11 protein-coding genes are annotated in these 14,845 nt (G+C 60.3%); 7 read left to right on the plus strand and 4 right to left on the minus strand.

Annotation, left to right across the window (positions count from 1 at the left end; genetic code table 11):
* Positions 1 to 32: 32 nt before the first annotated feature.
* Both GGD67_RS20665 and GGD67_RS20670 read left to right on the plus strand, forming a co-directional pair.
* A complete protein-coding gene (locus GGD67_RS20665) occupies positions 33 to 1,247 on the plus strand; it encodes an ABC transporter substrate-binding protein (RefSeq protein ID WP_179735413.1) in 1,215 nt (404 codons plus the stop codon).
* Positions 1,248 to 1,315: 68 nt separating this feature from the next.
* Complete coding sequence (locus GGD67_RS20670) at positions 1,316 to 2,755, plus strand: NAD-dependent succinate-semialdehyde dehydrogenase (RefSeq protein WP_179735415.1); 1,440 nt, start codon at positions 1,316 to 1,318, stop codon at positions 2,753 to 2,755.
* A 193-nt stretch (positions 2,756 to 2,948) separates the two neighbouring features.
* Here the strand turns inward: GGD67_RS20670 and GGD67_RS20675 are convergent, their stop codons facing one another.
* Positions 2,949 to 4,184: an ABC transporter substrate-binding protein gene (locus GGD67_RS20675; protein ID WP_179735569.1), complete on the minus strand. Its 1,236-nt coding sequence runs from the start codon at positions 4,182 to 4,184 to the stop codon at positions 2,949 to 2,951.
* Between the two features lie 288 nt (positions 4,185 to 4,472).
* On the opposite strand from GGD67_RS20675, the gene GGD67_RS20680 reads away from it, so the two are divergent.
* Entirely contained in the window at positions 4,473 to 6,110 is a 1,638-nt protein-coding gene (locus GGD67_RS20680) for a GMC family oxidoreductase (RefSeq protein WP_179735417.1), read from the plus strand.
* Positions 6,111 to 6,243: 133 nt separating this feature from the next.
* Here the strand turns inward: GGD67_RS20680 and GGD67_RS20685 are convergent, their stop codons facing one another.
* Together GGD67_RS20685 and GGD67_RS20690 are read right to left on the minus strand one after the other, a co-directional pair.
* On the minus strand, positions 6,244 to 7,596 hold the full coding sequence (locus GGD67_RS20685; RefSeq protein ID WP_179735418.1) for an MmgE/PrpD family protein: 1,353 nt from the start codon (positions 7,594 to 7,596) through the stop codon (positions 6,244 to 6,246).
* 123 nt (positions 7,597 to 7,719) lie between these two features.
* Positions 7,720 to 9,039 carry a 3-hydroxyacyl-CoA dehydrogenase NAD-binding domain-containing protein gene (locus GGD67_RS20690; protein WP_179735421.1) on the minus strand — a complete coding sequence of 440 codons (1,320 nt, stop codon included), beginning with the start codon at positions 9,037 to 9,039 and terminating at the stop codon, positions 7,720 to 7,722.
* A gap of 1,021 nt (positions 9,040 to 10,060) precedes the next feature.
* Between GGD67_RS20690 and GGD67_RS20695 the strand changes: the two genes are divergently transcribed.
* Positions 10,061 to 11,035, plus strand: coding sequence for a helix-turn-helix domain-containing protein (locus GGD67_RS20695; RefSeq protein WP_179735423.1), 975 nt, complete (start codon positions 10,061 to 10,063; stop codon positions 11,033 to 11,035).
* Positions 11,036 to 11,051: 16 nt separating this feature from the next.
* On the opposite strand, the gene GGD67_RS20700 is transcribed toward GGD67_RS20695, so the two are convergent.
* Positions 11,052 to 12,263, minus strand: a complete 1,212-nt coding sequence (locus tag GGD67_RS20700; protein ID WP_179735424.1) for an ABC transporter substrate-binding protein — start codon at positions 12,261 to 12,263, stop codon at positions 11,052 to 11,054.
* A gap of 156 nt (positions 12,264 to 12,419) precedes the next feature.
* On the opposite strand from GGD67_RS20700, the gene GGD67_RS20705 reads away from it, so the two are divergent.
* From GGD67_RS20705 to GGD67_RS20715, 3 genes are read left to right on the plus strand one after another with little or no spacing between them, the layout of a single operon-like run.
* A complete protein-coding gene (locus GGD67_RS20705) occupies positions 12,420 to 13,235 on the plus strand; it encodes an ABC transporter ATP-binding protein (RefSeq protein WP_210286567.1) in 816 nt (271 codons plus the stop codon).
* On the plus strand, positions 13,229 to 13,954 hold the full coding sequence (locus tag GGD67_RS20710) for an ABC transporter ATP-binding protein (RefSeq protein WP_409411122.1): 726 nt from the start codon (positions 13,229 to 13,231) through the stop codon (positions 13,952 to 13,954). Before GGD67_RS20705 ends, GGD67_RS20710 begins: the two co-directional genes overlap by 7 nt.
* Before the next feature lie 2 nt (positions 13,955 to 13,956).
* The gene (locus GGD67_RS20715) at positions 13,957 to 14,844 is read left to right on the plus strand and encodes a branched-chain amino acid ABC transporter permease (protein ID WP_179735428.1); all 888 of its coding nucleotides are present in this window, start codon (positions 13,957 to 13,959) and stop codon (positions 14,842 to 14,844) included.
* The last annotated feature ends 1 nt before the right edge of the window (position 14,845 follow it).

The following is a 14,845-nucleotide window of genomic DNA, read 5'->3' on the forward strand; positions in this document are numbered from 1 at the left end:
CAATTCAACGCAAATTCAACAGGGAGAACACTGTGAAGGCGAAGACCTTGCTCGTAACCTTGGCGGCCCTATCGCTTGTCTCGTCGGCATCGGCCGAGATTGCCAAGGGCACGGTTAAGATCGGTGTGCTGACTGATATGTCGGGGCCCTATGCCGATAACGTCGGCGCAGGCTCGGTGCTGGCCGCCAGAATGGCGATAGAGGATTACGGCGGCAAGGTCGCCGGTATGCCGGTGGAGATCATTTCGGCGGATCACCAAAACAAGGCCGATGTGGGCCTCGGAATTGCGCGCCGCTGGTACGACACCGAGGGCGTCGATGCGATCACCGAAGTGGTGTCGTCAGGCGTAGCGCTCGCCGTCCAGCAACTGTCTCGCGAGAAAGACAAAGTGCTGCTCGCCACCGGTCCCGGGACGCCCGAGCTGACTGGCAAGGCCTGTTCGCCGAACGGAGTGCACTGGGCGTACGACAACTTCGCGTTGGCGAACGTCGCGACGGCGCCGCTGGTGCAGAAGGGGCTGAAGAGCTGGTTTTTCCTCACGGCCGACTACAGCTTCGGTCAGGCGCTCGAGGCAGAAGCCTCCAAGGTCGTGCTCGCCAATGGCGGCACTGTTCTGGGCTCTGCCAAACACCCGCTCAATTCGTCCGACTTCTCGTCCTATCTCCTGCAGGCACAGGCTTCAAAGGCCCAGGTCGTCGGGCTCGCCAACGCAGGTGCCGACATGATGAATGCGCTGAAGCAGGCCAACGAGTTCGGCCTCACGACGGCTGGCCAGAGCATTGCTGCTTTGCTGGTGAACCTGCCTGACATTCACGCGCTGGGCCTTCCCAGTGCCAAGGGCCTGATTTTCGCCGACAGCTTCTATTGGGACATGAACGACAAGACCCGCGAATGGAGCAAGCGATTCATGGCTCGCTTCAATGGGAAGGCTCCCGGCAGTCTCCAGGCCGCCGTCTATGGAGCAGTCACTCACTATCTGAAAGCCATCGACGCGGCCAAGAGCGAATCGGGAGCCGCGCTGGTGGCAGAGATGAAGAAGCTCCCAATCAACGACTTCTACACCGTCAATGCGTCGATCCGTGAGGACGGTCGCGTAATCCGCGACATGTACCTCCTGCAGGTCAAGCAACCCAACGAGTCTAAATATCCGTGGGACTATTACAAGATCCTGGACACCGTTTCCGGAGAAAAGGCATTCCGTCCGATCAAGGACGGCCATTGTCCCCTGGTCAGCGCGTCGAAGTAATGTGCGGCGCGCGTCGGCGATCTGCGGGTGCTGCCGGGCCCGCGTCGTCCTGAACTGGCAGATACGAGATGGTTGACTATCCAGCGCTTAAACTTTTCATCGACGGTCATTGGCGTGACGGCGAAGGTCGCGCCGCAGAAACAGTGTTGAATCCTACGACGGGCTCGGGGCTCGGGGATCTGCCGCACGCAAGCGCGGCCGATCTCGAAGAGGTGTTGGCGAGCTCGGCGCGTGGGCATGACACGTGGAGCAGGATGCCTGCAATCGATCGCAGTCGTATCCTGCAGCGCGCCGCCGTGCTGATCCAGGAGCGATCTGACCAGATTGCGGGTTTGATCACGTTGGAATTGGGAAAGCCGATCGCGGAATCTCGCGTCGAGGTCGAGACGGCCGCGGGTATGTTCGTGTGGAACGCGGAGGAGGGACGCCGCGCCTACGGACGGGTGATCCCCTCGCGCAATCGCGCCATCCAGCAGATCGCGATCCGCGAGCCTCTAGGGCCGATCGCGGCCTTCGCCCCCTGGAATGCGCCCGCAATCACGCCCGCGCGGAAGATCTCCAGCGCGCTCGCCGCGGGCTGCTCAGTCATCATCAAGCCGGCCGAAGAGACACCTGCAACGGCCCTTGCGATCGCTGGCGCACTGAAGGACGCCGGCCTTCCGGCGGGCGTTCTCAACGTCGTTTTCGGTGCTCCTCGGCTGATTTCGCAGGCGTTGTTGGAGTCCCCGATTACGCGCGGTGTGACGTTCACGGGCTCCACCCAGGTCGGACAGCAAGTCGGGGCGTTGGCTGTGCAGACCATGAAGAGGATGACTTTGGAGCTCGGGGGGCATGCGCCCGTCCTGGTTTTCGGCGACGTCGATCCCGAACTCGCCGCCGTCGCCGCCGCAACAGCGAAATTCCGCAACTCCGGCCAAGTGTGCACGTCGCCAACTCGGTTCTTCGTGCATGAAGCGATCCACGACCGCTTCGCAGCGAAATTATCCGAACTCGCCGAAGCTATCGTGGTTGGCGATGGCCTGAACCCGCGAACCAAGATGGGGCCGCTGGCGCATGTGCGCCGCGTCGAGAGCGTGGAACGTTTCGTCGAAGATGCGCACGCTCGCGGCATCGCCGTGTCCGCCGGCGGTCGTCGCTGCGGAGATCGGGGCTTCTTCTATCGCCCCACAGTGCTCTCAAATGTCGATGATGATTGCATGGCGTCGAACGTGGAGCCGTTCGGTCCGCTCGCGGCCACTGCGCCATTCCGGACCATGGAGGATGCAATACGTCTCGCCAATCGACTTCCGTTCGGGCTCGCGTCCTACGTAATGACGAATGATATGCGGAATGCAGCAACTGCCTGCGAAGCGATCCAAAGCGGCAACGTCATCGTCAATCACTGGCAGGCATCGCTGCCCGAAACGCCATTCGGAGGTTACAAATACAGCGGCATCGGGATCGAAGGTGGCATCGAAGGATTGCAGGAGTTTCAGACTATCAAGTATGTGAGCCAGTTCGCCGCCTAAAGCGCGATGTGCGTTGGATGCATCATTGTCGCGCTTTAGGTTTGGTTTGCGCATGATCTTTCTGGAAAACCGCTTCGCGTTTCCGGATCATGCTTTAGAGTTGGTGGGGCAGAGGATGCTTGCGGAAGCCGAGAATGGCGGGCGACCGCACTCCGCGAGCCCACAAGCTCACTAGCGTGGTCGCTGGCTTCCATCAATCCCCCTTTGCACTTCCGACCGCACCGTCGATCAGCCCATCCATAAATTTCCACCTCTGGCCATCGAACTTCATCAGCTGCATCTGTTCGATCGGGAAGAAGTCATCGGGACCGGTGGTGACGGTGACGCCATCAAGGAGCATCTCGATCTTGAGCTGCTTGAGGCTGCTCGCCTGCTTCATGACGTTCTCGCGGGTAAGATTATCACTGCATCGCCGCAGAACCTCGACCATCAACTCCGCAGAAGCATATCCGTAGACCGCCGTGTTATTGGATTTGTCGACTTGTGGCAGATACTTGTCCAAGAAGGCATGATATCGCAGGACGTCGGGGTGAGTCTTCATGTCGGGATCTGTCGGATCTTTCAGATAACCTGCCGAAATGATCCCCATCGAGTTCTCAAATCCGGCCGGTTGGAGAACAGTCCCAATCGAGCTTGAGGTGCTGCTCAGGTAAAACACGGGCTTCCAGCGTAGCTCGGCGATCTTGCGGATCGCTTGTGCTGCGGCCTTTTGTATGCCCCAGTAGACGAAAATATCGGCCCCCGAGTCTCTCAACCTTGCGATTTGCGAGTCGATCGTCGGGTCTGTCACCTCAAACGACGCATCAGCAATGATCATGCTGGCTTTGTCGCCCAGTCCGTCTCGCAGCCCTTTGACCTGGTCTCGTCCAGTGTCGTCGTTCTGCCACAGCACGGCGATCTTGGCGTTTGGATGGTTCTGAAGAATGTCTTTCGCATAAATGCGACCTTCGCTCTGGTAGTTCGGCTGAAATCCCATCGTCCAGGGGAAGTGCTTGGGATCACCCCATCGTGTGGTGCCAGTAGCAACGAAGAGCTGTGGAATCTTCTTGGAATTAAGATATTTCTGTATCGCCAGATTTGACGGGCCGCCCAACGGCGAAAAGATCAACAAAACTTCATCTTTCTCGACGAGCTTGCGTGCCTGTTCGACCGCTTTCGGCGGGCTGTAGGCGTCATCATACGAAATGAAAACGAGCTTGCGACCGTTGATACCTCCTTCGTCGTTGACCTTCTGGAAATAGGCGGCCTGCGTCCGGCCAATCAGCGAGTAGGACGAAGCAGGTCCGCTGTATGGCATGATGTTGCCCACTTTGATCTCGGTGTCGGTTGCACCGGGGTCATATTTCTTTTGGGCGAACGCTTCAGGCGCACAATAAGCGATGGCCCAGGTCAACGCTATGCAGGCGGTTGTGAGCGATTTGGACTGCATATTCCCTCCGTTGTCGTTTCGTCTTTTGGTGACGGTGCTGTCGAAACTGCGCAACGTGGATGTCGTCGGCAAGGAGGTTGGCTCTGGAGACCGCAAACGATCACACTTGTGATATGTGGTCTCACGCATTCCGAGCCTGGATCGGTAAGCTATGCTTGCGCATCCGGGCCGCCTGGCATCCATGACCTTTCGGCATCACATTTCCCGGAAGGCCAGACCAAACGCCGGGCTTTGCGACGATAGAGCGCCGATCAGGTATTTTTGACTATCTCTCATTGGTGCGAAGCAATGCCGAAAGCATTCGACTACATCGTCATCGGCGCCGGCTCCGCCGGCTGCGTCATCGCGAACAGGCTGTCGGCTGATCCAAAACGCTCCGTTCTGCTCGTGGAGGCCGGTCCCGCCGACCGCAGCATGTGGATCCACGTACCTGCCGGCATGCAGAAAGTTTTGGCAAGTCCGAACCTCCTTTGGCCGTACTTCACAGAACCGGAGCCAGAGCTCAACGGAAGGATGGTCTATTGGCCCAGAGGTCGAGTGCTGGGCGGCTGCAGCGCTGTGAATGGTATGGCAGTCGTTCGAGGCCAGCCAGCAGACTACGACCTGTGGGAAAGCCTGGGCGCTCGTGGTTGGTCATGGGACGAGGTGCTTCCATACTATCGCAAGCTTGAAAGTTACTGGGGCGGAGGAAGTTCGCTGCATGGCGGAAGCGGCATGATGCGCGTCACGGGAACGCGTCAAAGGCAGCCAGCCGGCACCTCGATCTATCGCGCTACGCGAGCGTTTATCGAAGGCGGTATCGAGGCGGGGCTGCCATTGAATGACGATTTCAATGGCCAGGTGCAGGAGGGGGTGGGTTGGATCGACCATAACATCGATGAGCGGGGCCGCCGTCACACCGCGGCGACCGCCTATCTCGCACGGATCAGACGTCGGAGCAATCTGGCGGTCTGGACGGATACGCTTGTGGAAAAGATCCTCGTTACGGAAGGGCGCGCAACAGGCGTACAGCTTCGCCGCGACGGTGAAACAGGTCAGGTCCAGGCCCGTGCCGAAATTGTGGTCTGTGCCGGAGCGATCAATTCGCCACACCTGCTCATGTTGTCCGGTATCGGCCCCGCGCAGCATCTGCGAGAACACGGACTAGAGGTCGTCCGGGACGCGCCAGGGGTCGGTGCCAATCTGCAAGACCACATGTATGTTCATTGGGTTCACGAGGTGCGCAGAGGCTACAGCTTCAACGGCGAAACCGGTGGGTGGAGGCTCCTTCCTCACATTCTGCGTTATTTTCTGTCTGGACGAGGTCTTTTGACGACCGGAGCCAGCTCGGCGTACATCTTCTGCCGCGCCCTATCCGATGCCCAGACTCCCGACGTTCAGATCGGCTTCCGTGCCTTTTCATCACAGTCCATGGTGACCGGACAGCCGAGCGGGCTGCATGACTTCCCCGGCTGGTCAGCATCTGTCGCCTACTTGCGCCCGAAGTCGCGCGGTACAGTCATGCTGAAATCGCCAAATCCTGCCGATGCTCCGGTCATCCGGGCGAACTATCTTTCGCATCGTGATGACTTGACCGCACTGATGGTGGCGCTGCGCTTGGTCGCCCGGATCTATGGGACGCCCAAGATCAGGGAAATCCTCGTGCATCGCTTGGCGCCGTCCGAGCAGCTCAATATCGCCGATGATGCCGAACTGGAAGGCTTCGTGCGTTCGCACGGAGGAACGATGTATCACCCCGTCGGCACATGCGCGATGGGTTCTGGCGATAGCGCGGTAATCAATTCCCGGTTGCAAGTGAATGACGTCGGGGGCCTGCGGGTAGCGGATGCCTCGATCATGCCAACGATAGCTTCCGGCAACACGAATGCGCCATCCATGATGATCGGCGAAAAGGGGGCGGCGTTGATCCTGGATGATGCGTCTTGACGCGGCGGCTTCGCTTGAATGCCGTGAGACGTCGGATGCCGGAGCCCCGGAAATATGCCGGGAGCGCTCCGACATTAACGACAAGTAGGATTGTTGGGCGTGTCGTCTGCCGCTCTCGTCTCCGACGATCGCGTTAGGGCGCGGCGATCTCGGCATGCATTGACGACAGGTCATTCAGGAGGTCGATCCCTTCGATCGCTTCCGCAAGCCGTTCGACTCGTGCAAGCCCGAGTACCGGTGCCGCGAGGCTTCTGAACTTCTCGCGCAAACGGCACCCTTGCAGGTCCATATCCGATTCCGGTATGCCGACGTCGATCTCTTGATGGATATCCGAGTCCGCGGTCCTGACGACTACGTGCGCTCCCGAGCCGTCCTTGTAATCTCCCAAGACGCTGACACGCTTTCGCAGTTCGACCACCACGGGATCGACGGCGTTTGCATCCGAATAGGTGTCAATTGCCGCGGTGTCGTATCCGAGGGCGGACAATGCCGCGGTGTGGCGCAAGCTGAACTTGGTTTGGAGGCCGGTCGAGGGAGCTTCAATATTGCAGACACCAAGACTGGCTGAACCGACATGGATCTCGATCGAATGCATTGACGAGGCCGGGACGCCTCGTTCGCGGATGCTACGTACGGCCTCGATCGCGGAGTGCGTGAGATAGCAGGAGGCGTTGTACTTGAAGAGCGTATCGAGAATGTTGATGCCACGGCCAGGAGCTTCGAACGTCGGCGGAATAGAACTCTCGCTCAGCGTCTGTATGAAACCCTGTTCGGCTGCGATGACATCCTCATGCGCGGTGACGCCCGCGGCCGCGAGCCTTGCCGCCAGTACGCCATTCGAGGCGGCCTTGCCGGCGTGAAACGGCTTGGCCATATACCCGAACATCGACTTGAGTCCCGCGGCCTGCGTGCCGGCCAGCCCCAGCGCCATTGTCATCTGCCGCTCGTCCAGGTTCATGAGGCAGCCAGCAGCTGCGGCGGCGCCGAAAGAGCCGATCGTCGCGGTCGTATGGAAGCCTTTGCGGTAATGGGAGGGTAGCGCCCAGGCGCCGACAAGTGCCGCAGCCTCGATCCCAGCGACAAGGGCTCGAAGCGCCTCGAGGCCGGTGCTCTGCCGCTCCTCGGCGACGGCGAGCACAGCCGGAAAAATGGCGACGGTGGGATGCCCGATATTCTTGTGTACATCGTCAAAGTCGAGAGCGTGTGATGCTGTTCCGTTGGCGAGAGCCGCAGCCACGGGTCCGGTACGCGATCCGGAAGCGATGACAGTGCATGGACCTGAAGACCACAGACAGGCTTCTTCGCGGACTGCCTTGGCGACCGGCTCCGCAGAGCCGGCAAGCGCCACCCCATACCAGTCGAGGATGCAGTGTTTGGCCACCGTGAACGCCTTGCGGTCTATGCCCTCAGTTCGGTAACCGAGCACAAATCGAGCGAGGTCGCCGGTCAGCGATCGAAATGATGCTTGGCCAAAGTCACCGTCCATGGCGCACCTCGCACGAATAGATCAGATCCTCTTGACCGGCTTTCCAAGCAACGATCCGGCGCAATCCACGATGATGTCGGCCCGCAGAATCCTTCACCAGGGTGGACTGCCGATCCGGTTTCATCAGGCGGCATCCGCATAAAGGCTCGCGTGCTTCGCTTTCAATTCCCGGAATAACTGCGGCGCGCTGAATCGATCTCCATGACGCCGAGCCAGATCGTCGCAGGTATCGACGAAGGTCGCTATGCCGATCGTATCAATGTAGGAGAGGGGGCCGCCGGTCCACACGGGAAAACCCCAGCCGAGGATCGCTCCCAGATCGGCCGATTGAGGATCCTGCACGACACCTTCTTCATAGCAGCGCGCGGTCGGGACGAGCTGCGCATAGAGCAGCCGCTGCTTAACGTCTTCGGGCGAGGGCTGTGCCGCGACGAGCGGGTAGTGCTTCTCCATGCCTGCCCACAAACCGAGACGTTCACCCTTGGGACCATAGTCGTAGAAGCCCGCTCCAAACCGCCTTCCGGCTCGGTTGATTTGGTTCACCATCATTTCGAAGAACGGCTCCGTGCCATTCGGGACATAGTTGTCGCCCAGCTCCTTGCGTGCCGCTTCCTGTACGTCGAGGCCCAGCTTGAGCGTCGTGTCGTCGAGCACCGCAAGAGGGCCGATCGGCATGCCGAGAGTCCTGGCACAGTTCTCGATGAGGGCCGGCCGAACGCCCTCCATCGTCATCAATATGGCCTCGTGTACGTAAGGCGGGAAAACCTGATTGGTGAAGAAGCCGCGGACATCCTTGACGACGATCGGCGTCTTGCGGATGCTACGATTGTAGTCGAATGCCACGGCGACGGCACGCTCACCGGTTCCTCTGTGAGGGGTGATTTCGAGCAAGGGCATCCGCTCAACGGGTGAGAAGAAGTGCATTCCGACAAACAGCTCGGGCCGCCTTGAGTGCTTGGCCAAGTCACCGATCGGGATCATTGAAGTATTGGAGGCAAACACGACGTCCTCGCGAATGACCGCTTCGGTCTGCCGGATAACATCCGCCTTCACGTCGGGCTGCTCGAACACGGCTTCGACAACGAGATCCACGCCGCGCAGGTCAGCGTAGTCCGCCGTCGGCCGCAAGCGAGCGACAAAGGCATCCGCCTGTTCCGGGGTCATCTTACCCCGCGCAACGTCCTTGTCGATCAGTTTCCTCGTGTAGGCGATCGCCTTGGCGGCATCCTCGACCGTTCGGTCCAGCACGACGACGGACATGCCGGCCTTCGCCGAGACATGCGCTATGCCGGAACCCATCAAGCCGTCGCCGATGATGCCAACCGTGTTCACTTCGACGGGGGGAACGTTCTTCGGCCGGGCTGCGCCTTTTTCGAGTGCCAGCTTGTTCACAAAGAGCGACCGGATCATGTTGCGGGCAGTCGGCCCGGCCAGCAGCGTCACGAAGTATTTGCCCTCGACCTCGAGCGCCGTGTCGATTGGAAGGATCGTTCCCTCTTAGAGGCAGGACAGGATCGCTTGGACCGCCGGAAAATTATTGCGGGTCTGTGCGAGAGCCATCCCATTTGCGACGGTAAAGAATTGCACTGCGCCGGGGGTCATGGCCCGGCTCCGCCGGGAATCCTGAAGCCCTTCTTGTCGCAGGGCGCCAGAATTGCGCTTGCTTGTGGCGGCCTCGGCGGCTGTCTTGCGGATGATGGCACCTAGGCGGAGCGCAGGAGAGCGGCTTGAGCTACCGGTTCGTAGTTCGCTTCCGATCCAGTCCTCCGCACACCATACGTAGCCGGCGCCGATGCATGCCGCGCGGACGGAGATCGTATTGTGGCTGACTGTCCAGCGCTGCTCGGCCACATCCCACGCGCCTTCGCGACCGCGTGGCGTGCTGCTGTCGCGAATTATCAGATGGGTGTGGCAGATCCTGCATCGGATCGCGGCATCGCGGCTCAGATTGTGCAATGGGTGAGACGGTGCCTGTGTTTTGATTACGCTACAGCCGGCGAAACAGAGCGGGGCCGTATCTGGGGCAACAGGGAGGTCGATTGTCTTTCCGACAGCGACCCGTTAGTCCCACCCCACTGACGCGTACAATCCGATTGGGATGTCCTGATCATCCCGCGAAAACCGCGCGATGGAGTCCAACAATAGTCCGATCGGAAACAAGCTCTCGACGGCCAGAAGCACGTTTGCTGGAGCGTTCCGATCATCAAGAGCAGTTGGACCGGAGGGCTCCGTCGGCGAAGAGAGATCCGGGACCGCCTGCGGCCGACATTCTGCCGTTGTGAACTGGCGTTTTGTAGTCTAGTTGTGTTTTGAGCAATGAGTTGATTTTCGGCCATTTCGAAGCATTCTTCAGCCGAAGAGGAACCAGAGCGATTTGCAGCGCCGGAGCGATTATTTGGCTCGCACAAACCCCGTCAGCAGCCCAAGCGCACGAAAGACTCGGCCGGCCAGTAAGTCCAAGGGAATGCCCGGCCTCCGGGAGCGAAATTGCTCGGTCGCGCGTACTGTCATCATCCTGTCGGATGCGTGGACCTTCCTCGTAATCAGAGAGGCGTTTTTCGGAGCCCGTCGTTTCGAAGAATTCCGCTCGATGCTGCTTATCCCGAGAGCGACCCTGACGGACCGGCTGCAGCGCCTCGTGTCTGAAGGAATCTTCAAGCGGATCGAGTATTCCGAGACATCGAGCTGGGTCGAATACCGCCTGACTCGATCGGGCATAGATCTCTACCCGACTTTCATGGCTCTCATGCAGTTCGGGGACAAGTGGCTCTCCGAGAACCATGGCGTCCCCCTGCAACTCGTGCATGCCGATTGCGCCAAGGTGAGCAAGCCGTTCGTTGCGTGCTCCCATTGTCTGAACAAGGTGACGGCGCGGCACGTCACCTATCACGATGGCCCCGGCGCAGGGCTTGTCTGTGTTGAGCCGACCAAGCGCTCGCGCCGGTCATCGGATGATGAACCGTTCAATCGTGGCAGACCGAGCTCAGTCTCACGCGCTCTGCAGGTCATCGGGGACCGCTGGAGCTTCCTGGTGATCCGGGAAGCGTTCTTCGGGGCACGGCGATTCGATAAGCTCCAGTCCGAGCTCGGGATCGCGCCCAATATCTTGTCCGATCGGCTTACACGGCTCGTGGAGCGCGGAATCTTCATGAAGAGGATGTACCAAAGCGGACCGGATCGCTTCGAGTACCTCCTGACGCCGATGGGGTTCGATCTATATGGTCCCCTGATCACAATGATGGCCTGGGGTGACAAGTGGAGATCCAACGGGAAGGTGCCGCTGATCCTGACCCACACCGATTGCGGTCACGATTTCACACCGACCGTGATATGCGACGAGTGCAAGATCCCCATACAGGCACACGCGATGCAATATCGCATGCGTTACAATCCGGACCGCTTTGGTGGCAAAAAAAGCAGCCGGGCGTTGCCCGGCTGAAGTCTGGGAGGACCAGCTATTTCTGGATAAGCGGACACTTGCTTTCGGAAAGCGGCCTGAAGGCTTCGTCACCGGGGATGACCGCCCGCAGTTTGTAATAGTCCCACTCGTATTTGGATTCCTCGGGCTTCTTGACCTGGTAGACATACATGTCGTGGACGAAGCGGCCATCTTCCCTGATGTGTCCGTTCTTGGCGAAGAAGTCGTTGACCGGAAGTTCGCGCATCTTGGCCATCACCGTCTTTGCGTCGTCGGTGCCGGCGGCCTTGATGGCGTTGAGGTAATGCATGGTCGACGAATAGTCGCCGGCATCGCCCATGTGCGGCATGCGCTTCATCTTGGCGAAAAACCGCTTGGCAAAGGCGCGTGTCTCGTCGTCGCGATCCCAGTAGAAGGCGTTGGTCAAGACCAGCCCCTGCGCGGACCGCAGTCCCATCGAATGGATGTCGGTGATCCAGACCAGAAGGCCGGCCAGCGTCTGCGTAACGCCGAACTCTCGCGCCGACTTCAGCGCGTTGATGAAAACCGTGCCCGACCCCGCGATCGCCACGACGTTGGCCTTCGATGCCTGGGCCTGGAGCAGAAACGCCGCGTGGTCGTTGGTATCGATGGGATATCGCACCGTACCTGCGATGTTGCCGCCGTTGGCCTTGACTACGGCGCTAGTGTCGGCCTCGAGCGCATGTCCGAAGGCGTAGTCGGCGGTCAGGAAGTACCACGACTTCAGGCCCTCCTTGATGAGCGCCTTGCCCGTGCCCTGCGCAAGCGCGTAGGTGTCATAGGCGTAGTGAATGCTGTTCGGCGTGCAGGAGTCTCCCGTCAGCCGTGAGGTGCCGGAGCCATTGACGATGGCGATGCGCCCCTTCTCCTTCGCCACATTGGTGACGGCGAGCGCGATGGAGGAGTTGATCAGGTTGGCGATCAAATCGACCTTGTCGACGTCGTACCACTCGCGGGCCTTTGCGATCGCGACCTCGTTGCGATTCTGGTGATCGGCCACAATGACCTCGATGGGCTTGCCGAGGACGCTGCCGCCGAAATCCTCGACCGCCATTTTCACCGCGGTGACCGAGCCCTCGCCGGACTCGTGCGAGAACTGGCCGGACATGTCGGTCAAAACGCCGATCTTCACGACGCCGTCCGAAATCCCCGCCGTCTGTGCAAGGGACGGGCCGACCGCACCCAATGCGAGTACGGCGCCCAGCCCGAACCGATAGACCAATCCCATTGCTCCCTCCTTTTGGCTTCGGAAATTGTCCGAAACAGCTCTTTCGATTTTTAACTTGCATAACTAGACTAATTTGATATGGTTTTGTCAAGTGACCTCGATGCTGCGTGATGGCACGCCGCGCCAGGATCCAGAAATCAGATGAGGAAGCGCGGGATGAGCCGGGCCGAGCGCAGTCATGCTGCGCCCAACGATTGCGTTCTCGAAGCACAGAACCTGCGAAAGGAGTTTCGCGGTTTCGTTGCAGTTGCGGGAGTCAATCTGAAGATCAGGCGCGGCAGCATTCACGCATTGATCGGGCCGAACGGCGCGGGCAAAACCACCGTGTTCAATCTGCTCACGCGATTCCTTCCGCTCTCCTCCGGCAGGATCAGCTTCGAATCCGAGGACGTGACTGCCTTGCGGCCCGATCAGCTTGCCGCGCGCGGCCTCGTGCGATCATTCCAGATTTCGGCCGTGTTCGCGAATCTGTCGGTTGCCGACAACGTCAGGCTTGCGCTGCAACGTCCAGTGCTGTCCCCGCTGCGTTTCTGGTCCGGCGACAAGGCCGAGACCTTCGGGGAAGATAGAATAGGCGGGCTGCTGGCGCAGGTGGGACTCGAGAGCTTTGCGCGCGAGCGCGCCGGCGATCTGTCCTATGGTCGCAAGCGGGCGCTGGAGATCGCCACCACGCTCGCGGCCGATCCGAAAGTCATGCTGCTGGACGAACCCACCCAGGGGCTTGGCCATGAGGACGTCGATCGCGTGACCGAGCTGATCCGGCGGGCGGCGCAGGGCCGCACTGTGGTGATGGTCGAGCACAACATGAAGATGGTCGCTCAGGTGGCCGACACCATCACCGTGCTACGGCGCGGCGAGATCATTGCCGAAGGCGCCTATCAGGAGATTGCGGGCAATCCGGAGGTGGTCGAGGCCTATCTCGGCTCGAAGCACCGTCGCGGCCGCTCGCGTGGGGAGGCGCACGCATCGTGACGAACGAGATCCACACCGGCGCCGCCGCGCTGAACGTGCACAATCTGCACGCCTGGTATGGGGAATCCCACATTCTTCACGGCATGAACCTGTCGCTGAGGCAGAGCGAGATCGTCGCTCTGCTCGGGCGCAATGGCAGCGGGCGGACCACGACGCTACGCGCCATCGTCGGCCTGGTAGACCGCCGCACCGGATCCATCATGGTGCATCAGCGCGAAGCGATCGGGATGAAATCGCATCTCGTGGCGCGGCTCGGCATCGGCTACTGCCCCGAAGAACGCGGCATCTTCTCGAGCCTCTCCTGCGAGGAGAATCTCATGCTGCCGCCGAAGCAGCGCGAGGGTGGCATGTCGCTCGAGCAAATCTACGAGCTGCTGCCGAACCTGGCCGAGCGGCGTCGCGCGCAGGGAACGAGATTGTCCGGCGGCGAGCAGCAGATGCTGGCGATCGCCAGGATTCTGCGCAGCGGCGCGCGCATTCTGCTGCTCGATGAGATCTCCGAAGGCCTTGCGCCGGTTATCGTAGACAGGTTGTTCGACCTCGTCATCCGCCTCAAAGAGCTAGGCTACACCGTGCTGCTGGTCGAACAGAACAAGTATTTCGCCCAGCCGCTGGCCGACCGCTTCCTCGTCGTCGAGCGCGGAGAGGTCGTCATGCAGCTCACGCGAGACGAGCTCGACGGCAACGCCGACGCCGTGGATCAGGTCCTTGGTATCTAGAGATGGTGTCCATGTTCGATATCCCCTTGCAGGTACTGCTTGGTCAGATCACGATCGGCCTTGTCAACGGCTGCTTCTATGCGATGCTTAGCCTCGGCCTCGCAATCATCTTCGGCCTGCTCAACGTCATCAATTTCGCGCACGGCGCGCTCTATATGATGGGCGCGTTCGGCGGCCTTCTGCTCTTGCAGGCGTTCGGAATCGATTATTGGTGGTCGTTGGCCATCGCGCCGATCGGCGTCGGATTGTTCGGCGCCGCGATCGAGCGGCTGTTCCTGCGCAGACTCGCCGGCTTTGATCACCTCTACAGCCTTCTGTTCACCTTCGGGCTCGCGATCTTTCTCGAGGGCATATTCCGTGACATCTACGGCGCCGCCGGCCGGCCTTATCCTGTTCCGTCCGCGCTGCGCGGCTTCGTCGATCTCGGCTTCATGCGGCTTCCGGTCTACAGACTGTGGATCGTTGCAGCATCGCTTGCGATGTGCGGTGCCATCTGGCTGCTGATCGAGAAGACGAAGCTCGGATCCTACCTGCGCGCGGGCACCGAGAACCCGCGCCTGGTCCAGGCGCTCGGCATCAATGTTCCCGTCATGATCACAGTGACCTACGCACTCGGTGCGGCTCTCGCCGCCTTCGCCGGCGTGCTTGCCGCGCCGCTCTATCAGGTGCAACCGGCGATGGGCTCCAATCTCCTCATCGTCACCTTCGCCGTCGTCGTGATCGGCGGACTTGGATCGCTGTCAGGCGCGATCCTTTCGGGCCTCGCGCTCGGCGTATTGGAAGGACTTTCAAAAGTGATCTATCCGGAAGTGTCGTCGACCATCGTTTTCATCGCGATGGCGGCAATCTTGCTGCTGCGGCCCGCCGGCCTCATGGGCCGGGAGGCCTGAT

It is taken from the genome of Bradyrhizobium sp. IAR9 (genome assembly GCF_013408065.1).
Classification (GTDB): Bacteria; Pseudomonadota; Alphaproteobacteria; order Rhizobiales; family Xanthobacteraceae; genus Bradyrhizobium.

Coding starts and splice junctions, on each gene's coding strand:
- GGD67_RS20700 (WP_179735424.1), bottom strand. CDS start 12,263: ATGGGATTGGTCTATCGGTTCGGGCTGGGCGCCGTACTCGCATTGGGT.
- GGD67_RS20695 (WP_179735423.1), top strand. CDS start 10,061: ATGCCCGGCCTCCGGGAGCGAAATTGCTCGGTCGCGCGTACTGTCATC.
- GGD67_RS20685 (WP_179735418.1), bottom strand. CDS start 7,596: ATGGACGGTGACTTTGGCCAAGCATCATTTCGATCGCTGACCGGCGAC.
- GGD67_RS20680 (WP_179735417.1), top strand. CDS start 4,473: ATGCCGAAAGCATTCGACTACATCGTCATCGGCGCCGGCTCCGCCGGC.
- GGD67_RS20675 (WP_179735569.1), bottom strand. CDS start 4,184: ATGCAGTCCAAATCGCTCACAACCGCCTGCATAGCGTTGACCTGGGCC.
- GGD67_RS20705 (WP_210286567.1), top strand. CDS start 12,420: ATGAGCCGGGCCGAGCGCAGTCATGCTGCGCCCAACGATTGCGTTCTC.
- GGD67_RS20670 (WP_179735415.1), top strand. CDS start 1,316: ATGGTTGACTATCCAGCGCTTAAACTTTTCATCGACGGTCATTGGCGT.
- GGD67_RS20715 (WP_179735428.1), top strand. CDS start 13,957: ATGGTGTCCATGTTCGATATCCCCTTGCAGGTACTGCTTGGTCAGATC.